Genomic DNA, 17,470 nt, shown 5'->3' on the forward strand with positions numbered 1-17,470 from the left:
CCCCGGTCAAGCTCGGTGCAGGATGTCGCGCAGCACGCGGCCCAGCATCGCCAGCGCCTCGTCGATCTCCGCCTCGCTGATCGTCAGGGCCGGCATGAAGCGCAGCAGGTTCGGGCGCGGTGCGTTCAGCAGCAACCCGACCGGCTCAAGCGCGCGCGCCGCGGTGACGACCTGCTCGGCCTGGTCGGTGGCCAGCACCAGCGCGCGCAGCAGTCCGGCGCCGCGCTCGCCCGGGAGATGGTGCTCGCGCGCGAGGCGCTGCAGTCCGCTCGCCAGATACTGCCCGCGCCGGCGGACGCCCTCCAGGAAGTCCTCGCGGCAGACCTCGTTCACCACCGCCAGCCCCACCGCGGCCATCAGCGGGTTGCCGCAGTAGGTGCCGCCCTGGTCGCCGGGCTCGAAGCAGTTGAAGCGCTCCTTGCACAGCAGCGCGGACAGCGGCACGCCGCCGCCGATGCCCTTGGCCAGGGTCATCAGGTCCGGCTCCACATCGAACAGCTGGTAGGCGAAGGCCCGGCCGCAGCGGCCGATGCCCGTCTGCACCTCGTCCGCGATCAAGAGCAGTTGGCGCTCGGTGCACAGGGCGCGCAGTTCCCGCACGAAGCCGGGATCGGCCAGGTTCACGCCGGCCTCGCCCTGCACGAGCTCGATCATCACGGCCACGCTGTCGGGCGTGACCGCGCGTTCCACCGACGCGATGTCGTTCATCCGGGCCTTGGCGAAGCCCGCCGGCATCGGCGCATAGAGGCTGTCCCATCCCGGCTTGCCGGAGGCGCTCATCATGGCCAGGGTGCGGCCATGGAAGCCGTTCTCGAAGCCGATGATCTGGTGTGCTCCGCCGCGCATCTTGCGGCCCCAGCGGCGCGCCAGCTTCACCGCCCCCTCGTTGGCCTCGGCGCCCGAGCTGGCGAGGAAGACGCGGTCGAAGCAGCTCAGCTCGACCAGGCGCTCGGCCAGGTCCAGCATCGGCCGGTTGTAGAAGGCCGGGCTCGGGTTCAGCAGGCGGCCGGCCTGCGTCGCCAGCGCCTGCGCGATCACCGCGGGGCTGTGCCCCAGGCTGTTGACGGCCCAGCCCTGCACCAGGTCGAGGTAGCGCTTGCCGCCTTCGTCGACCAGCCAGGATCCCTGCCCCTGCGCGAACACGAGCTCGGGCCGGCTGGTGATGGTGATGAGGGCCTTGCCTTGTTCGCTCATGGTTGCGGGCGACCTGCGGGTCGCATTGGGGTTGCGGATGCCTCGCAGTGTGCGCAAGCCGGGCGCCGGCAGCCATGACGCTGTTCCCACCTTTTCTGCCATGATGCGCCACCCATCCGTCAGAATCCGCCATGGCCCATCGCATCGTCTTCATCCTCTTCCCCGGCTTCCAGCAACTGGACCTGGCCGGGCCGATGGCGGTGTTCGAGCTCGCGCGGCTGCAGCGGCCGGACAGCTATAGCTGGCGCCTGGCGGCCAGCACCGCCGGCACGGTGCGCAGCTCGGCCGGTGTCGACTGGCCCGTGCAGGCGCTGCCGCGGACGGGCGGCGATGCCGACCTGGTGATGGCGATCGGCGGCGATGGCATCGATGCGGCCTGCCGCGATGTGCGGCTGATCCGCTGGCTGCGGCGTGCCAGCCAGGGCGGCGCGCGCATCGCCAGCATCTGCAGCGGCAGCCTGCTGCTGGCCGCCGCGGGCCTGCTGGACCATCGGACGGCGACCACGCATTGGTCACGCAGCCGGCAGTTCGCCAACGAGTTCCCGGCGGTGCGGCTGCAGCCCGAGCGCATCTTCGTCAAGGAGCCCGCCGTGCGCGGCCGGTCGCGGCGCCTGCCCGAGCTCTGGACCAGCGCCGGCATGACGGCCGGCATCGATCTCTGCCTGGCCCTGGTCGCGCATGACTGCGGCGAGGAGGTGGCGCGCGAGGCGGCGCGCCAGCTGGTGGTCGAGCGGCGGCGCCCGGGCGGGCAATCGCAGTTCTCGCCGCTGCTGGAGCTGCAGCGGCCCGAGGGGCGCTTTGGCGAGCTGCTGGAGCATGTGCGGCTCAACCTGCGGCTCGACCATCGGGTGGACGAGCTGGCGGCGCGCGCCTGCATGAGCCCGCGCCATTTCGCGCGCTGCTTTCTCGCCGAGACCGGGGCCACGCCGGCCCATGTCGTCGAGCGCCTGCGCGTCGAGGCCGCGCGTGCCGCCCTGGAGGGCGGCCAGCCCTCGGTGCAGCGCATCGCCGAGGACTGCGGCTTCGGCAGCCCGGAGCGCATGCGAAGGGCCTTCCAGCGCCTGCTCGGCCGCCCGCCCAGCGCGTTCCGGCGGGCCGAGGCCTCTGGCGGAAGCTAGCGCCCCGCCCCGGCCGTCGCCATCCGCATCGCCAGCTCCGCCACCGAGCCGGCTTCCATCTTGCTCATCACCGCGGCGCGGTAGGCCTCGACGGTCTTGACCGACAGCGCCATCCTCTCGGCGATCAGCTTGTTGGAGGCGCCGGCCAGCACGCTGTCGAGCACCTCGCGCTCGCGGCGGCCCAGCCGGGCGCAGCGCTCCAGGTGGCGCCGTTCGCACTCACGCCGGGCCAGCGTCTCGATCGAGCGCCGGATCGCGGCGCTCACCGCATCGAGCAGGGCCTGCTCCTGGAACGGCTTCTCGATGAAGTCATGGGCGCCGCTCTTCAGCGCCTGCACGGCCATCGGCACCTCGCCATGCCCGGTGATGATCAGGATCGGCAGCGGAAAGCGGCGCTCCCGCAGCAGGCGCTGCAGCTCCAGCCCGCTCAGCCCGGGCATGCGCACATCCAGCAGCAAGGCCCCGGGGCGCAGCGGTGCCGGCGGCGGGAAGGCGTCCAGGAAGGCGGCGGCATCGGGGAAGGATTGCGATTCCAGGCCGATCGAGGCCAGCAGGAAGGCGATCGAGCCGCGCAGCGCGGCATCGTCGTCGACGATGAGGACCAGGGGTATGTCGTCGTTCATGAGCTCGTGCCCGGCCGGGTCTCCTCGGCCAGGGGAAGGGTGAAGCGGAAGGTGGCGCCCGGTGGCTCAGCTCCGTCGGCCCACAAGCGCCCGCCATGGCGCTCGACGATGGTCCGGCAGATCGACAGGCCCAGACCCAGGCCCTGTGGCTTGGTGGTGAAGAAGGCATCGAACAGCCGGCCCTCGACCTCGGCCGACAGCCCTGGGCCCTGGTCGTGCACCGCCACCTCGGCCGCGCCCTCCAGCCGGCGGGTCGTGATCTCGATGCGGCGCCGCGCCGCCGGCGTGGCGCCCTGCGTCATCGCGTCGGTGGCGTTCTGCAGCAGCTGGATCAGCAGCTGCTCGATGTCCATCGCATCGGCCAGCACCGGCGGCAGCCCGGTCTGCAGGGCAAGATCTAGCCGCACTCCGCACAGCCGGGCCAGCGGCTCGAACTGCCGCGCGGCCGCCGCGACCAGCGCATTGAGGTCCTGCGGTGCCGGCTGCATGCCGCGCCGCCGCACATAGCCGCGGATGCGGCGGATGATGGCCGCGGCGCGCTCGGCCTGCTCGGCAATGCCCTGTGCACCGCTACGGATGAAGTCGGGCCCGGCCCGCCCCTGGTCCAGCGCGCGCTGGATGCCGCCGGCATAGTTGGCGATCGCGGCGAGCGGCTGGTTGAACTCATGCGCGATGTTGGACGCCATCTCGCCCAGCATGCCCAGGCGCGCGAACTGGTCGCGCTCCTCGCGATGCCGCCGCGCCTCCCGTTCGGCCGCCTCGCGGGCCCGCAGCGCCAGGGTCAGTTCTTGCGTGCGCCGCCGCACCAGGCGCTCGACCCGCGCCGCATGCACCAGCCACCACAAGAGCCCCAGCGCCAGGATCGCCAGCAGGCCCCAGTAGTCGCGCGCGAGATCGCGCAGGGTGGTGCGGTTCAGATACTCGTAGGGACCGATGCGCAGCTCGCGGAACAGCGCCTGGACTTCGGCATCGTCCTGCGCCGCGGTCCAGCCCTGCCCCTGGGCCGGCCCCATCGCGAGCAGCTGCGCGGTCACGCGTTTGGCCAGCTCGGGCGCGGTATGCGGCAGCCGGGCGAAGGGCCAGTCGGGATAGGCGCGCGACGACCGGCGGCAGGACGGGTCGGACGAGGTCGCTTTCCGCTCACCGACGACGATGAACTCTCCGGGCAAGACCTGGCCCTGGGCGACCAGTTCCTCCAGCAGGCAGCTGCGCAGCACGCCCGCATCGGCTTTGCCGTCGCGCAGCGCGTCCACGATGCGCGTCATCGGATAGCCGGTCTCGAGCAGTGCCGGCAGTTGCTTCGGGCCGAGGCCGGCCTGTTGCAGCTCGCGCCAGATCACGCGCCAGCCGCCGAAGGCCTCGGCCGACACGACGGCCAGCCGGCGCCCCTGCAGCTGATCCAGCCGGACCGGATGGCCCGGGCGCGCCGGCGCGATCACGGTGGAGGCCACCGTGGCCGCGCAGCCCCGGCCCTCCAGGGTGGCCAGGCGGGTGAGGCCGAACTCCGCGGCCAGCTGGAGATGGTCGCCGGGGTTGGTGATCACGAAGTCCAGCCTGCGCCCGGCCACCGCCGCGGCCAGCGCCGCCGGGTCCAGCGGGACCGGCACGAAGCGCCGCTGCGGCAGCGCGCGGTTCAGATGCGCGAGCGTGGGCGAGAACTCGTCGAGGGCGCGCTCCGCGCCGCGGTAGGCCAGCACGCCGATGCGCACCTCGGGCCGCTCTGCAGCAGCATCGGACCGGGCGCTGCTCGCGCCGAGCGCCAGGGCCATGCCCAGCGCCCACATCCACCATCCTGCTCGCCGCTTGTTCTTCTTCTGTTCCATCACCAGGCCGCAAGCATAGGGCCGCCGCACCGCCCGTGCGGGCGAACCGCGGCCCTGGCTTGCGCTGGATCAATAGCGGGCGTCCTTGGGCTTGGGGTCCTTGGGCCAATCCTTGACCTTGTCGGGGAAGTCCGGGCGCGGCATATGGCTGAAGTACTCGGCCACGTCGAGTGCGTCCTGGTCCGACAGGCCGCCCTGGCCCAGCGGGAACTTCTCGTGCATGCCGATCGGCATATTGCGCTTGACGAAGGCCGCCGCGGTGAAGGTGCGCGCCATGCCTGCGCCGATGTTGAAGGAATCCTCGCCCCACAGCGGCGGGTAGACCATGCGCCCGGCGGCGTCGCGCAGGCCCTCCCCGTCCTGGCCATGACAGGCGGCGCATTGGGCGGCATAGACCTTGCGGCCGTTGTCGGCATTCGGGACCAGGGCCGGGTTCAGCTTGCCGACGCCGCGGCCCGGCACCTTGTCGGCGGGTTTCGTCTCGCCCTTCATCCAGTCGAAGTAGGCGACCATGGCCTTCATGTCTTCCGAGTCGACCGGCAGCGGCTTGCCATTCATCGAGCGACGGAAGCAGCCGTTGATGCGGTCCTCCAGCGTGATCTGCCGGCCGGCGCGCGGCGCGTAGGACGGGAAGAAGGCGGCGATGCCGACATAGGGCGAGCCATCGGCGACCGTCCCGGCATTCAGGTGGCAGGAGGCGCAGTTGAGCTGGTTGCCGACATGGCGCGGCAGCAGCTCGCGCGTGTCCGCGTTCAGCTGCATGCCCCGCACCAGCTGCTCGGCATGGGGTTCGGCCAGCATGCGCGCCAGGCGCGGCGTCTCGAAGGGGCTGCGGTCGACCCGCGGGTCCAGGCTCCTGCGCGCGGCGGCCACCTCGGACTCGAGCACCGGCCCCGCGCCCTCGCCCCAGGACTCGCGCACGAAGCTGAGGATCTGCGCCAGCTCCGCGTCGTTCAGCCGGGCGAAGGCGGGCATGGTGTAGGTGCGCGGATGGGCGCCGGTCGCGGCGGTCTTCCAGCCGGTCAGCGTGATGTGGATCAGGGTGGCGGGATCCTTGGCCGTGACCGTCGAGTTGCCGGCCAGCGCCGGAAAGATGCTCTTGACGCCGGCGCCGTTGGCGCGATGGCAGTCGGTGCAGAACTGCGCGTAGCCCAGGCCGCCAGCCGTGGTGTAGAGCCCGGCCGGCGGCGCGCCGGCATCAGCTATCGGCGGCGCGACCTTCGGCCGGTCGGACGGCAGGGACTTCAGGTAGCTGGCGATAGCGCCCAGGTCGGCGTCGGTGAAATGCTGCGTCGAATGCAGGATCACCTCGGTCATGCTGCCGGAGGCGGTCGAATGGCGGTTCTGCCCGGTCCTCAGCAGCTCCACGATGTCCGGTTCGGTCCACAGGTCGCGCAGCTCGATCGCGTTCCACTGCTCGACCCGCGCGCCGGCCAGGAAGCGCTTGCCGGCCGGGCCCGCCTCGCTCATCGCCAGTTCCTGGAAGCCCATGCCGCGCGGCGTGTGGCAGGCGCCGCAATGCCCCAGGCCCTGCACCAGATAGGCGCCGCGGTTCCAGGCGGCATCGCGCCGCGGGTCCGGCTTGAAGGCGCGCTTCTCCGCGAACAGCGCATCCCAGTAGGCCAGGCCGAGGCGCAGGTTGAAGGGGAACTGCATCGCCGCGGGCTTGTTGGGCTGCGCCACCGGCGCCACGCCCTGCTGCAGATAGGCCCACAGGGCGCGCATGTCGGCGTCCGTCATCTTGGCGTAGGAGGGATAGGGCATCGCGGGATAGAGCCGATGCCCGTCCGCGGCCACGCCCCGGCGCATCGCGCGGTCGAACTCGCCATAGGACCAGCCGCCCAGGCCGGTCTTGGCGTCCGGCGTGATATTGGTCGACCACAGGGTGCCGAAGGGCGTCTCCAGCGGCCGCCCGCCGGCGAACTCCGCGCCGCCGGGCGCGGTATGGCAGGCGATGCAGTCGCCCAGCTGGGCCACATAGCGCCCCTGCTCCAGCAGCGCTGCATCGGCCCGGCCCTCGTTCAGCTCGGCCACCGCCACCGGCGGCGGCAGGGCCAGCCAGAACGCCAGGACGCCGGCCAGCGCCAGCAGAGCCAGAAGAAGCAGGTACCGCCTCCCGCGGCGGCTTGTTGATGATGAGGTGTTGTTTGGCATGGAGTCCGCGACCGTCCAGTAATCAGGGTTTCACTGGAGGGTAGGACCCCAACTGCGGCGCCGACAGCCGGGAGCTTGCGGCATGCCGTACCGGGTTCTCCCTGGCGCAGACCACCTGGCGCACGAAATGGCCGGCGGCTTGATCTGGCGCAACGGGCAAGACCTGGCCCCGCAAGGTGTTTGCGTCTGTAGCGGCGCCAGGATTCATGCTGCATCCTTACGAGCACACCTGTACCTGACGCGCTTCCAGATCCGCCCCGAGGAGGCCGCCCTGCGGCAGCGCTTTGGCGCGGCCTTCGAGGCCTACGCGGCCCGTGTCGGGCGCTGGCTGTGAGCAATGGGGATCTCTGTACCGCTTTACCCCACCGGCGGTTTGATCGCGCGGGTCGCGATCGATGTCGGGCTATGCCGGTTCAGCGGGGTCGCCTCATCGGACCACCAATCCTCGAACATGTCGACGAGCATCAGTCCCGCACGCATCTGCCCGCCGAGGAGGCTGTCCAGGGTATGGCCGAACTCGAGCGCTTCGCCCCGCTGAAGCCTGGCCTGGACTGCCGGATCGTCCGGGTAGTCAAGATCGGAGAATGGCAGCCTGTATCGAACCTGCAGACCCTGCGCGCCATCACTCAGGTCATGATCGAAAAGATAGAAGCTTGGATTGAGAAAGCCCGCCAGCAGCGTCCCACCTGGCTTCAGTACCCTGAAGCACTCCGACCAGACGGGACGAACGTCGGGCACGAAGCAGTTCGAGCAGGGATGGAAGATCAGATCGAAGGCCTCATCACCGAATCTCGATAGATCGGCCATGTCCCCTTGCTCGCAACGCAGGTCCAGGCCGTGGCGCGTGGCCACCTCCAGATCCTTGGCCAGCTGTGCGTCGGAGGCGTCCAGGCTGACCACCCTGGCGCCGGCCGCCGCCAGGATCGGCGCCTGTTGGCCGCCGCCGGAAGCCAGGCACAAGACCTGTTTGCCCGCTATATCGCCGAACCAGGCGCGAGGCACAGGGGTTTGCGGCGTCAAAAGAATCTCCCATTGGCCGCCGCGCGCCTTGTCGACCGCGACGGAGTCCACGGGCCGAGACCATTCGGAATCCAGCTTCGACTCTCGATCCCAGGCTGCGCGGTTGTGTTCGAAGACGGTGGTGTTCATATCGCGCAGCATAGCCTCCACGAGCGTTCGTCCAGGACGCGTGCGAGTCCTCCTGCCACGGCCGCTCGCGACGATGATGAAATAGGCAGCCCTGCCGCCCCACCAGATCAGAAGTCCATGCCAACCCCGTCAGACACAGCCACATCTCCCCGTCCCGCAGAGCGCGAGCAATGGGTCGAGCTCCCGCAGCAGGGCCGGATCTACACCCGCCGCTGGACGCCCGAGTCGGCCGATGCCGCCGCGGCGCCTATCCTGCTGCTGCATGACTCGCTGGGCAGCGTGGCGCTGTGGCGGGACTTTCCCGCTGCGCTGAGCGCGGCCACCGGCCGCAGCGTCATCGCCTATGACCGCCTGGGCTTCGGGCAGTCCGACGCCCGTCACGATGCGCCCTCGCTGCGCTTCGTCGCCGAGGAGGCCGAGATCCAGGTCCCCGCCCTGCTGGAGCGGCTCGGCATCGAGCGCTTCGTCGCGATGGGGCACAGCGTCGGCGGCGGCATGGCCATTCTCTGCGCCGCGCATCTGCGGGCACGCTGCGAGGCCCTGGTCACGATCGCCGCCCAGGTCTTCGCCGAGCAGCTGACCCTGCAGGGCATCCGGGTCGCGAAGGAGCAGTTCAAGGATGCCGCGCAGTTCGCCCGGCTGGCGCGCTATCACGGCGAGAAGGCGCGCTGGGTGCTGCAGGCCTGGACCGAGACCTGGCTGGCCCCGGGTTTTGCAAACTGGTCCCTGCAGCCGGACCTGGCCGGCGTCGGCTGCCCGGTGCTGGCCATCCATGGCGAGCAGGACGAATATGGCTCGCCCCGGCATGCGCGGCTGATCGGCGCGCTGAGCACCGGCCCGGCCCGGGTGGAGGTGCTGGCGGGCGCGGCGCACATGCCGCACCGCGAGCAGCCCGAGCGGGTGCTGGCGCTGATCGCCGAGTTCCTGGGCGAGCCGGCCGCGCGCGCTTGAACGTCGCCCCTAGCGGGGCCACAGCAGGGGGAACAGCGGGTGTTCCATCGGCGCGCCCTTCGGCAGCTCGTCGACCAGGCCGGGGAATTCCGGCGAGGTCGTCCAGGGCCGGGGCGCATGCCGCATGTCGTCGCCCAGCATGCGCACCGAGAAGGCGCGCCGCCGCCGCCCGGGTTCCAGCCCCGCCGAGGCGTGCAGGGTCAGCATATTGAAGGCCAGCGCATCGCCCGGCTCCATGGCCCAGCCGCGGATGTCATGCGCCGCGCGATCGGCCTCGATATCCGGCAGGTCGGCCAGGCTGCCCTCGGGGAACCATTTCGCCTCGTGGCTCATGAAGGTCCGCGGCATCAGCCAAGGCCCCCGGTGCGAGCCCGCCACGAACTCCAGGGTGGCCGCGCGCGACACCGGGTCCACCGGGATCCAGAAGCTGACGTTCTGGCTGCCCTCGACGTTGTAATAGGGCTGGTCCTGGTGCCAGGGCGTGCGCTGCCGCGTGCCGCCCTCCTTGGTCAGCATATGGTCGTGGTACAGCCGGATCGCGGTGCTGCCGGTCAGCGCCGCGGCCCAGGCCGCCAGGGCCGAGCCGGTGATGATCTCCCGGTAGGCCGCGTTCTCCTGCCAGTTGCAGAAGTCCTCGATGAAGAAGCCGGGATCGTCGGGGCGGCTGGCGACCTTGGCGCGCGGGCTCGGTGCCGCCAGGTTCGCGTCGATGCCCTCGCGCAGCCGCTCGACCTCGGCCGGCCGCAGCACGCCGCGCAGGCAGACCACGCCGTCGCGCTGGTAGGCCTCCCGCAGCTCGGCGGCGGATGAAGAGGGATCGGTGGCAATCGGGTGCATGGCTCGGAGCTCCTGGAGTGACGAGACCAGTCTAGAGTGGCTGCCTGTAGTCAAATACGCCGAATCGGACAACCCATCGGCCCAGCCGGACAAGATGAAGCCAGCCCCCTCCTCCGCACGGTCGCAGCGCGAGCTGGATGAGCCGCCTCCGCTGCGCTTCAAGCTCGTGCACCTGCGGGCCGGCAGCGCCGATCCGCCGGACCGGCATGAGGAGGGTCAGTTCGTGCACGCGATCGCCGGCGTGCTCGAGGTCGGCATGGACCAGCGCTTCTTCCTGGCCCCGCCGCAGTACGGCGTGTGGATCCCGCCCGGCATGGAGCATGTGTCCAGCAACCGCCACGAGGCCAGCTATGTCACGCTGTATGTGGCCAGATCCCTGTGCGAGGCCCTGCCGCGGCGCGCCTGCACGATGGCGGTCAACCCGCTGATCCTGGCCCTGCTCGACACCCTGCGCCGGCAGGCCATCGAGTTGCCGCGCAACCCGCAGGAGCAGCGTCTGTTCCAGGTGCTGCTGGACCAGCTGTCTGCCACGCCCAGCCACGACAGCTATCTGCCGATGTCGCAGGATCCGTTGCTGAGCCAGGTGCTGAACGCGCTGCAGGCCCGCCCCTGGGATGCCCGCTCGCTGGCCGACTGGGCCGCGCTGGTGCACACGACCGAGCGCACCCTGGCGCGCCGCTGCCAGCGCGACCTCGACATGTCCTTCAATGAATGGCGGCAGCGCCTGAAGGTGGTGCGCGGCATCGCGCTGCTGGAGCGCGGCCGCGCGGTCAAGGAGGTCGCGCTGGAGCTGGGCTACAGCGCCCCCTCGGCCTTCATCGCGATGTTCCAGCGCCAGATCGGGATGACGCCGCAGGCCTATCTGCGGAAGAAGTGCCAGTAGGCCGGTGATCAGCCGCGGCAAGTTCCGTGCCTCGATCCCGAGGCCCCTTGCCGTCGAGCGACCAGCGGCTAGCAGGAGGTGCGCGTGATGCCGGTGCTGCTTCTCAACGGACCACGAGCACGGGCTGACGTGCCAAGGACAAGACCTTCAAGGTCTGACTGCCGAGCAAGGCCGATTCGACCGCGCCGCGGCCATGAGTCGCCATCACGATCAGGTCGCACGCGAGCCGGTCCGCCGTGGCGATGATCTCCTCGTAGGGCCGGTCACCGATCGCGACCCGCGCTTCGATTCGCCGCGCCGACTCGCCGAAGCGCTCGATGACCTGCTGGATACGCCGCTGAGCGGCCTGGCTCAGACGCTCCCGCAGGTCATGGAGGTCGCGACCAGCCTGGAAGCTTGCGGCCGCGAAATCGGCCATCCCGTAGTCACGGGCGACATGAAGAGCGGTCACACGGGCGTCGGCGGCGAGCCGAAGCGCCATCGTGATGGCGCGGTCCCCAAGCGCCGTGCAGTCCGTGGCGACGAGGATATGCTTGAACATCGCTACTCCTTTGAGTCCAGCGCAAGGCCCCTGGGCCGAGACATTGGCCTATCGCTCGTTCATGGCGCGTCGTCCGCGATTCGCATCACCATGCGCCCCTCGACATCGCCGCGGCGCAGACGCTCGAAGATGCCGTTGACATCGTCGAGCTTCGCTTCGTGGACGGTGGTGCGGACCTTGCCCTCGCCGGCGAAGGCGAGCGCCTCCTGCAGGTCCTTGCGAGTGCCGACGATGGAGCCGCGTACGGTCTTGGCATTCAGCACGACATCGAAGATCGGCAGCTCGAAGTCGCCCGGCGGCAGCCCGACCATCGACATGGTGCCGCGTTTGTGCAGCATGCCGATGCCCTGGGCGAAGGCCTCGCGGGAGGCCGCCGTTACGAGCACGCCGTGGGCACCTCGCAGAGATCTCTGCAGTTCCACGGCCGGATCCGCGCGACGCGCATTGACGGTCAGCTCTGCACCGAGCGCGCGCGCCAGCGCGAGCTTGGCCTCGTCGACATCGACCGCGACAACGTGGAATCCCATCGCCCGCGCGTACTGCACGGCCAGGTGTCCAAGTCCTCCGATACCGGAGATCGCGACCCAGTCGCCAGGCTTGCAGTCAAGCACCTTCAAACCCTTGTAGACCGTCACGCCGGCACATAGAACCGGCGCGATCTCCATGAAATCGACATTGCCGGGCAGGTGACCGACATAGCCCGGATCCGCCAGCACATACTCGGCGTAGCCGCCGTTGACCGTGTAGCCGGTCATCTGCTGGCCGTCGCATAGCGTTTCCCACCCGGTCAGACAATGCTCGCAGCAGCCGCAGGCGCTATGGAGCCAGGGCACGCCGACGCGGTCGCCCTCCTTCACCGTCTTCACGCCGGCGCCGACCGCAGCGACATAGCCGACCCCCTCGTGCCCTGGGATAAACGGCAGCGCCGGCTTTACCGGCCAGTCACCATCGGCCGCATGCAGATCGGTGTGGCAAACGCCCGAGGCGAGCACCTTGACCAGGATTTGCCCCGGCGACACCTCGGGTATCGGCACCTCCTCGAGCCGCAGCGGCTGCCCGAATGCGTGAACGACGGCGGCTTTCATGGTGGCCATACTCATTTCTCCCGCGAGACGTTGGTCAGGCCGGCGAGTGCCGGGCGGTAACCAGTGTCGGCAGAGCCCTCCGGGTGAGGGTTGATCCACGTCAATCGCGCGCGCCACTGAGCGCGGGGCCTTGCGGCCGGCGCGGGTGGTTGCGCCTGCGATGGGGGGCGCCGCCGATAACGTTGGCCCTGCAACACCTTGACGGGGATCAACGGCGGCAGCGGCGGCCGATCCGATCATGCACCCAACACTGAGGAGCATGCCATGCTGCAAAACGTCGGATCGGTCGACCGCCTGGTGCGGGTACTCGTTGGCCTGGCCCTGGTCGGCGGTGCTGCCTTCGGCGTTATCGGCGGCTGGGGCTGGCTGGGCCTGCTGCCACTGCTCACCGGCTTCGTCGGTGTCTGCCCGGCCTATCTGCCCTTCGGACTGAGCTCCTGCGCAGCAAAGCCGCATCGGCGGGAGCGCTGAGAAGGTATCCCGTTCGATAGGTAGGCGGAATGCCCCGCCTTGCGGCCGAGGGTGGAACGCGCCGGCCCCATGTCGCTCATGAGCGGCCGGCCGGCTCCCGGAGTCAACGCAGGCGCCGACGACGGCGTACCGCGACGAAGCTCACGACGCCCAGGCCGGCCAGCAACATCGCGTAGCTGCCGGGCTCCGGCACCGCGGAGATGCTGCCGATGAAGGCCGCGTCGTTGACCTGTACCGCGCCGCTCCAGCTCTTGGCGATCACCTGGCCGTCGATATGGCCCGAGCCGGTCTTGAAGTCGGCGTTCGGCGCCAGGAAGGAGGCGACCATGCCGCCGCTGTAGTTCACCGTGGTGGCGTCCACCAGGTTGAACAGCACGCGGCCGGCGTTGAAGTTGCTGCTGCCATGGCCGCCAAAGGTGACGCTGCTGCCATGCACATTGATGATGACCGTCGTGTCCTGCCCCAGGTTCAGCAGCGACAGGTTGTTGTTGACATCGGCGGCGCTGATGTCGAACACGGCCAGCTTGGAGCCCCGGGCGTTCAGCTCGAAGGTGCTCCACTGCTTGCCCGCGGTGCCGCTGTTGCCCAGCGCGTCGAGCTGCAGCGACAGGCCCGAGAGCCGCGTCTGCTCGGCCGCGAAATCGAAGCCCAGATCCAGCTGGCTGCCCTTGGCGGCCTTCTGCGGCGCCGGGTTCTGCCATTGGGCCACATTGGTGGCCTGGCCCCAGTAGGTCAGGCTGTCGACGCTGAGCCACTGCTTGTTGGCATTCAGATTGCCGCCGACCTTGACGTCGCCCTTGAAGCTGGCGCCGCCGCTGCTGTTCAGATTGCCGCCGACCGCCGTGTTGCCCCAGTAGCTGCCGCTGCCGGCCTTCAGATGGCCGCCCACGGTCAGGCCCTGGCCGCCGTACAGCGCCGAGCCGCCGTTCTTGGTGTTGATCGAGTAGCTGCCGACGTCCATATTGCCGCCGACCGCCACCCGGCCCTCGACATCGCTGGACGGCGCATAGAAATTCTTGAACACCACCAGGTTCATGCCGCTGGACAGGCCCAGCGCGTTCTGCGTCTCGGTCTTTACCGCCCAGGCCTGGGTGGCAAAGCCCAGCAGCAGCGCGGCGAACAGGGGAGAAACCGTCTTCAGGGGCCTGGAGCTCATCGAATGGGGGTCAAGTCTTGTCGGAAGCTCGCATTCTTGGCGGGCGGCCTCTGCGCGTAAACCCCGAGGCGGGGTGCTGGGCGGCGGGTTCGTGCGCAAAGTCACGCCCGGGGCGCGCCCGGCAAGGCCCGCAGGCCGAAGGACCGTTCATGTACTTTTCAGATGCCGCTGCGGCTGCCGGCCCATAATGGCCCGATGAGCCTGTCATCGACGCCCCCCGGGGACGCCAGCGCGACAACACCCTCATGGATCGCCCGCCTGCGCCGCTCCCAGCGCCTGCTGCGCATCGGCAACCGCGTCTCGGCCTGGTGGGAGGATGCGCGGCTGACCTGGCAGTTCGTCGGCGAGGTGCTGCAGGCCTTGGGTCGCCTGCTGTCCGGCCGGGCCCTGATGCGGCGTTCGGACCTGGTCTGGCAGTTCGACCAGGCCGGGCCGCGCAGCGTGCTGATCGTCTCGGTGGTCAGCGGTCTGGTCGGCGTGATCCTGGCCTATATGGGCGCGGTGCAGCTGGAGCGCTTCGGCGCGCAGACCTTCATCGCCGACCTGGTCGCGATCAGCGTGGTGCGCGAGGTCGCGGCGCTGATGGCCGGCATCATCCTGGCCGGACGCATCGGCGCAGCCTATGCGGCCCAGCTGGGCAGCATGCAAGCCAACGAGGAGATCGATGCGCTGCGCGCGATGGGCGTGGATCCGGTCGAGCACCTGGTGCTGCCGCGCCTGCTGGCCCTGCTGCTGGCCGCGCCCTTCCTGACCCTGTATGCGGCCCTGGTCGCGCTGCTGGCCGGCGCGCTGGTGGCGGTCAGCATCTTCGGCGTCACGCCGGCCGAGTTCATGCACCGCAGCTACGAGGCGCTGAGCCTGAACCATGCGCTGATCGGCCTGGCCAAGGGCACGGTCTACTGTCTGCTGGTCGCGCTGGCCGGCTGCCGCCAGGGCCTGCATGCCGGACGCAGCGCCCAGGCGGTCGGCCAGGCGGTCACGACCGCGGTGGTGCAGGCCATCGTCTGGATCGTCGTCACCGCCTCGGCGATGACGGTGGCCTTCCAGAGGCTGGGGTGGTGATGGAGGCCCCGGTGCAGGTAGAAGGCCTGACGATGGCCTATGGTCGCAAGCTGATCCAGCGCGACCTCAGCTTCGAGATCCGCCGCGGCGAGGTGCTGGCCATCATGGGCGGCAGCGGTTGCGGCAAGAGCACCCTGTTGCGGCATCTGATCGGCCTGCAGGTGCCGGCGGCGGGTTCGGTACGCTATGGCGGCGAGGACATCCACAGCGAGGACGCGGCCGTGCAGGCGCGGCTGCGCCGGCGCTTCGGCGTGATGTTCCAGGCCGGCGCCTTGTGGAGTTCGATGAGCGTGGGAGAGAACGTGATGCTGCCGATGGAGTTGTTCGGGGACCACCGCGATGCCGCGGAGCGCGCGCGGCTGGCCCGCGGCAAGCTGGAGCTGGTGGGGCTGGGCGAGCATTTCGATGCCGAGCCCGCGGCGCTCAGCGGCGGCATGAAGAAGCGCGCGGCGATCGCGCGCGCACTGGCGCTGGACCCGGAGCTGATCTACCTGGACGAGCCCTCGGCCGGCCTGGACCCGCTGACCTCGGCGCGGCTGGATGACCTGATCAAGCATCTGCGCGACGACCTGGGCCGCACCGTGGTGATGGTCTCGCATGAGCTGGCCAGCATCTTCGCGGTGGCCGACCGCGCCCTCTTCCTTGACGCGCAGAGCAAGACCATGATCGCGCTGGACTCCCCGCAGCGTCTGCTGGAACAGGGGCCGGAGCCGGTGCGCGAGTTCCTGCGCCGCGGAGAAAAGGCATGAGCCGGCGCGGCAACGCCACCCTGATCGGCGCCTTCGTCGTGCTGGGCCTGATCCTGGCCACCGCGGCGGTGATCGTGATCGGCGGCGGGGAGATCTTCGCGCGCCGCGAGCGCGTCGTGATGCATTTCAGCGGCTCGATCTACGGGCTGCAGGTCGGCGCGCCGGTGGTGTTCCGCGGCGTGCGCCTGGGCAATGTCAGCTCGATCTCGGTGGCCTACGACAAGCAGCGCGACGAGTTCTCGATCCCGGTGCTGGCCGACATCGAGACCGAGGCGATCCGCGGCCTGGCCAATGGCAAGACCGGCGTGCCGATCCTGCCGGGCCTGGTGGAGCGCGGGCTGCGCGCCCAGCTGTCGATGCAGAGCCTGCTGACCGGCCAGCTCTATGTGGACCTGGACCTGCGCCCCGACAAGCAGCCGCGGCTGCGCAATGCCGCCGAGGGGCCGCTGGAGATCCCGACCGTGGACACGCCGATCCAGGAGATCAAGAACCAGATCGACGGGCTGGACATCCGCCGCCTGGTCGACGATGTCTCGACGATCGCGGCCACCGCGCGCGGCATCGTCACCGACCAGCAGGTGCGCCAGTCGCTCAGCGACGTGGCCGCCAGCGTCAGCAATCTGCGCCGCTTCAGCGAGCAGTTGGACCGCCGCTTTGGCCCGCTGGCCGATTCGGCGACCCGCACCTCGGACAAGCTGGGGCAGGCGGCCGACAGCATCAACGACACGGCCCAGCGCTTCTCCGGCACCGCGCAGCGCGCCAACGCCCTGCTGGCGCCGGACTCGCCGCTGGTGCGCGGCCTGCAGCAGACCTCGGAGCAGCTGTCGCAGCTGGCCCTGTCGCTGCGCCAGCAGACCGATGCCGAATCGCCGCTGGTGCTGCAGCTGGACAACACCTTGCGCGATGTCTCGCGCGCCGCTCGCGCCCTGCGCGAGCTGGCCGAGCTGCTGGACCGCCGGCCCGATGCGCTGCTGCGCGGCCGCCAGGCGCCGCCCGCCGACGCGACTGTCGCGCCACCGACCAATCCCGCCAAGGAGAAGGCGCCATGAAACTTGCCGCCGCAACGCTGGCAGCCCTGTCGCTGTTGGCGGGCTGCGCCAGCGGCCCCGACATCCCGCCGCGCTACTACCAGCTGCGCGTCGAACCGCCCGAGCCGGTGGTCATGGTGGCGCCGGCCACCGACGGCCTGTGGCAGCTGGTGCTGCCGGTGCGCATGCCGGAGTACCTGGAGCGCAGCGTCATCTGGCTGCCCACCGGCAGCAGCGGCCTGCAGCAGATCGAGGGTCACCGCTGGGCCGAGCCGCTGAGCGAATCGGTGCCGCGCCTGCTCGGCAACGACCTGGGCCTGCTGCGCGGCCCCGGCCGCGTCTGGAGCGGCGCGCTGCCGCCGGGCATGCAGGCGGCGCGCCAGCTGCGCCTGGAGGTGTTGAGCCTGGAGGCCACGGCCGACCGCCGCAGCGTGCGATTGAACGCGCGCTGGACCCTCAGCGATCCGCAGGGCCAGGCGCCGCTGCGGCCGGGCCTGGCGCAGATCGAGGTGCCGGCCGAGGGCCCAGCGCCGGACCAGCTGGCCGCCGCGCATCGCCTGGCCCTGTGGCGGCTGGCGCAGCGCTTGGCGAGCAGCGGCGCGACGCCCTGAGCCTCATCAGCAGTTCAGAAATTCTTTTCTAGACA

General features: G+C 70.3%; 18 protein-coding genes. 9 read left to right on the forward strand and 9 right to left on the reverse strand.

Annotation, left to right across the window (positions count from 1 at the left end; translation table 11 throughout):
• Positions 1 to 6: 6 nt before the first annotated feature.
• Positions 7 to 1,194: an acetylornithine transaminase gene (locus G8A07_RS14910; protein WP_195792827.1), complete on the reverse strand. Its 1,188-nt coding sequence runs from the start codon at positions 1,192 to 1,194 to the stop codon at positions 7 to 9.
• A 131-nt stretch (positions 1,195 to 1,325) separates the two neighbouring features.
• Between G8A07_RS14910 and G8A07_RS14915 the strand changes: the two genes are divergently transcribed.
• Positions 1,326 to 2,312, forward strand: a complete 987-nt coding sequence (locus G8A07_RS14915; RefSeq protein ID WP_195792828.1) for a GlxA family transcriptional regulator — start codon at positions 1,326 to 1,328, stop codon at positions 2,310 to 2,312.
• Here G8A07_RS14915 and G8A07_RS14920 read toward each other — a convergent pair.
• The 3 genes from G8A07_RS14920 to G8A07_RS14930 form a co-directional block, all read right to left on the reverse strand.
• The gene (locus G8A07_RS14920) at positions 2,309 to 2,935 is read right to left on the reverse strand and encodes a response regulator transcription factor (protein WP_195792829.1); all 627 of its coding nucleotides are present in this window, start codon (positions 2,933 to 2,935) and stop codon (positions 2,309 to 2,311) included. The genes G8A07_RS14915 and G8A07_RS14920 overlap by 4 nt on opposite strands.
• A complete protein-coding gene (locus tag G8A07_RS14925) occupies positions 2,932 to 4,758 on the reverse strand; it encodes a PhnD/SsuA/transferrin family substrate-binding protein (protein WP_249937004.1) in 1,827 nt (608 codons plus the stop codon). Before G8A07_RS14925 ends, G8A07_RS14920 begins: the two co-directional genes overlap by 4 nt.
• Before the next feature lie 69 nt (positions 4,759 to 4,827).
• Positions 4,828 to 6,912 (reverse strand): c-type cytochrome, encoded by a 2,085-nt coding sequence (locus tag G8A07_RS14930; RefSeq protein ID WP_195792830.1) that lies wholly within the window; start codon positions 6,910 to 6,912, stop codon positions 4,828 to 4,830.
• Positions 6,913 to 7,039: 127 nt separating this feature from the next.
• On the opposite strand from G8A07_RS14930, the gene G8A07_RS14935 reads away from it, so the two are divergent.
• Positions 7,040 to 7,246 (forward strand): isoprenylcysteine carboxylmethyltransferase family protein, encoded by a 207-nt coding sequence (locus tag G8A07_RS14935; RefSeq protein WP_195797994.1) that lies wholly within the window; start codon positions 7,040 to 7,042, stop codon positions 7,244 to 7,246.
• Between the two features lie 23 nt (positions 7,247 to 7,269).
• Here the strand turns inward: G8A07_RS14935 and G8A07_RS14940 are convergent, their stop codons facing one another.
• Positions 7,270 to 8,061, reverse strand: coding sequence for a class I SAM-dependent methyltransferase (locus G8A07_RS14940; protein ID WP_195792831.1), 792 nt, complete (start codon positions 8,059 to 8,061; stop codon positions 7,270 to 7,272).
• Between the two features lie 117 nt (positions 8,062 to 8,178).
• Between G8A07_RS14940 and G8A07_RS14945 the strand changes: the two genes are divergently transcribed.
• Positions 8,179 to 9,012 (forward strand): alpha/beta fold hydrolase, encoded by an 834-nt coding sequence (locus tag G8A07_RS14945; protein WP_195792832.1) that lies wholly within the window; start codon positions 8,179 to 8,181, stop codon positions 9,010 to 9,012.
• A 9-nt stretch (positions 9,013 to 9,021) separates the two neighbouring features.
• On the opposite strand, the gene G8A07_RS14950 is transcribed toward G8A07_RS14945, so the two are convergent.
• Positions 9,022 to 9,849 (reverse strand): phytanoyl-CoA dioxygenase family protein, encoded by an 828-nt coding sequence (locus G8A07_RS14950; protein ID WP_195792833.1) that lies wholly within the window; start codon positions 9,847 to 9,849, stop codon positions 9,022 to 9,024.
• Positions 9,850 to 9,943: 94 nt separating this feature from the next.
• Between G8A07_RS14950 and G8A07_RS14955 the strand changes: the two genes are divergently transcribed.
• The gene (locus G8A07_RS14955) at positions 9,944 to 10,732 is read left to right on the forward strand and encodes a helix-turn-helix domain-containing protein (protein WP_195792834.1); all 789 of its coding nucleotides are present in this window, start codon (positions 9,944 to 9,946) and stop codon (positions 10,730 to 10,732) included.
• Between the two features lie 103 nt (positions 10,733 to 10,835).
• On the opposite strand, the gene G8A07_RS14960 is transcribed toward G8A07_RS14955, so the two are convergent.
• Together G8A07_RS14960 and G8A07_RS14965 are read right to left on the reverse strand one after the other, a co-directional pair.
• Positions 10,836 to 11,273: a universal stress protein gene (locus G8A07_RS14960; RefSeq protein WP_195792835.1), complete on the reverse strand. Its 438-nt coding sequence runs from the start codon at positions 11,271 to 11,273 to the stop codon at positions 10,836 to 10,838.
• Between the two features lie 59 nt (positions 11,274 to 11,332).
• Complete coding sequence (locus tag G8A07_RS14965; protein ID WP_195792836.1) at positions 11,333 to 12,367, reverse strand: zinc-dependent alcohol dehydrogenase; 1,035 nt, start codon at positions 12,365 to 12,367, stop codon at positions 11,333 to 11,335.
• Positions 12,368 to 12,622: 255 nt separating this feature from the next.
• Between G8A07_RS14965 and G8A07_RS14970 the strand changes: the two genes are divergently transcribed.
• Complete coding sequence (locus G8A07_RS14970) at positions 12,623 to 12,829, forward strand: DUF2892 domain-containing protein (protein ID WP_195792837.1); 207 nt, start codon at positions 12,623 to 12,625, stop codon at positions 12,827 to 12,829.
• Positions 12,830 to 12,932: 103 nt separating this feature from the next.
• Here G8A07_RS14970 and G8A07_RS14975 read toward each other — a convergent pair whose 3' ends face one another.
• On the reverse strand, positions 12,933 to 13,985 hold the full coding sequence (locus tag G8A07_RS14975; protein WP_195792838.1) for a choice-of-anchor A family protein: 1,053 nt from the start codon (positions 13,983 to 13,985) through the stop codon (positions 12,933 to 12,935).
• Between the two features lie 195 nt (positions 13,986 to 14,180).
• On the opposite strand from G8A07_RS14975, the gene G8A07_RS14980 reads away from it, so the two are divergent.
• From G8A07_RS14980 to G8A07_RS14995, 4 genes are read left to right on the forward strand one after another with little or no spacing between them, the layout of a single operon-like run.
• The gene (locus tag G8A07_RS14980; protein ID WP_249937005.1) at positions 14,181 to 15,047 is read left to right on the forward strand and encodes an ABC transporter permease; all 867 of its coding nucleotides are present in this window, start codon (positions 14,181 to 14,183) and stop codon (positions 15,045 to 15,047) included.
• On the forward strand, positions 15,047 to 15,796 hold the full coding sequence (locus G8A07_RS14985) for an ABC transporter ATP-binding protein (protein WP_195797790.1): 750 nt from the start codon (positions 15,047 to 15,049) through the stop codon (positions 15,794 to 15,796). The genes G8A07_RS14980 and G8A07_RS14985 overlap by 1 nt, the downstream gene beginning before the upstream one ends.
• On the forward strand, positions 15,793 to 16,845 hold the full coding sequence (locus G8A07_RS14990) for an MlaD family protein (protein WP_195792840.1): 1,053 nt from the start codon (positions 15,793 to 15,795) through the stop codon (positions 16,843 to 16,845). The genes G8A07_RS14985 and G8A07_RS14990 overlap by 4 nt, the downstream gene beginning before the upstream one ends.
• Entirely contained in the window at positions 16,842 to 17,435 is a 594-nt protein-coding gene (locus G8A07_RS14995) for a membrane integrity-associated transporter subunit PqiC (protein WP_195792841.1), read from the forward strand. The genes G8A07_RS14990 and G8A07_RS14995 overlap by 4 nt, the downstream gene beginning before the upstream one ends.
• Positions 17,436 to 17,470: the final 35 nt, after the last annotated feature.

The organism is Roseateles sp. DAIF2, assembly GCF_015624425.1.
Lineage (GTDB): Bacteria > Pseudomonadota > Gammaproteobacteria > Burkholderiales > Burkholderiaceae_C > Kinneretia.

Coding starts and splice junctions, on each gene's coding strand:
- G8A07_RS14950 (WP_195792833.1), bottom strand. CDS start 9,849: ATGCACCCGATTGCCACCGATCCCTCTTCATCCGCCGCCGAGCTGCGG.
- G8A07_RS14915 (WP_195792828.1), top strand. CDS start 1,326: ATGGCCCATCGCATCGTCTTCATCCTCTTCCCCGGCTTCCAGCAACTG.
- G8A07_RS14925 (WP_249937004.1), bottom strand. CDS start 4,758: ATGGAACAGAAGAAGAACAAGCGGCGAGCAGGATGGTGGATGTGGGCG.
- G8A07_RS14955 (WP_195792834.1), top strand. CDS start 9,944: ATGAAGCCAGCCCCCTCCTCCGCACGGTCGCAGCGCGAGCTGGATGAG.
- G8A07_RS14995 (WP_195792841.1), top strand. CDS start 16,842: ATGAAACTTGCCGCCGCAACGCTGGCAGCCCTGTCGCTGTTGGCGGGC.
- G8A07_RS14945 (WP_195792832.1), top strand. CDS start 8,179: ATGCCAACCCCGTCAGACACAGCCACATCTCCCCGTCCCGCAGAGCGC.
- G8A07_RS14975 (WP_195792838.1), bottom strand. CDS start 13,985: ATGAGCTCCAGGCCCCTGAAGACGGTTTCTCCCCTGTTCGCCGCGCTG.
- G8A07_RS14920 (WP_195792829.1), bottom strand. CDS start 2,935: ATGAACGACGACATACCCCTGGTCCTCATCGTCGACGACGATGCCGCG.
- G8A07_RS14935 (WP_195797994.1), top strand. CDS start 7,040: ATGGCCGGCGGCTTGATCTGGCGCAACGGGCAAGACCTGGCCCCGCAA.
- G8A07_RS14990 (WP_195792840.1), top strand. CDS start 15,793: ATGAGCCGGCGCGGCAACGCCACCCTGATCGGCGCCTTCGTCGTGCTG.
- G8A07_RS14985 (WP_195797790.1), top strand. CDS start 15,047: ATGGAGGCCCCGGTGCAGGTAGAAGGCCTGACGATGGCCTATGGTCGC.
- G8A07_RS14930 (WP_195792830.1), bottom strand. CDS start 6,912: ATGCCAAACAACACCTCATCATCAACAAGCCGCCGCGGGAGGCGGTAC.
- G8A07_RS14910 (WP_195792827.1), bottom strand. CDS start 1,194: ATGAGCGAACAAGGCAAGGCCCTCATCACCATCACCAGCCGGCCCGAG.
- G8A07_RS14960 (WP_195792835.1), bottom strand. CDS start 11,273: ATGTTCAAGCATATCCTCGTCGCCACGGACTGCACGGCGCTTGGGGAC.
- G8A07_RS14980 (WP_249937005.1), top strand. CDS start 14,181: ATGAGCCTGTCATCGACGCCCCCCGGGGACGCCAGCGCGACAACACCC.
- G8A07_RS14970 (WP_195792837.1), top strand. CDS start 12,623: ATGCTGCAAAACGTCGGATCGGTCGACCGCCTGGTGCGGGTACTCGTT.
- G8A07_RS14940 (WP_195792831.1), bottom strand. CDS start 8,061: ATGAACACCACCGTCTTCGAACACAACCGCGCAGCCTGGGATCGAGAG.
- G8A07_RS14965 (WP_195792836.1), bottom strand. CDS start 12,367: ATGGCCACCATGAAAGCCGCCGTCGTTCACGCATTCGGGCAGCCGCTG.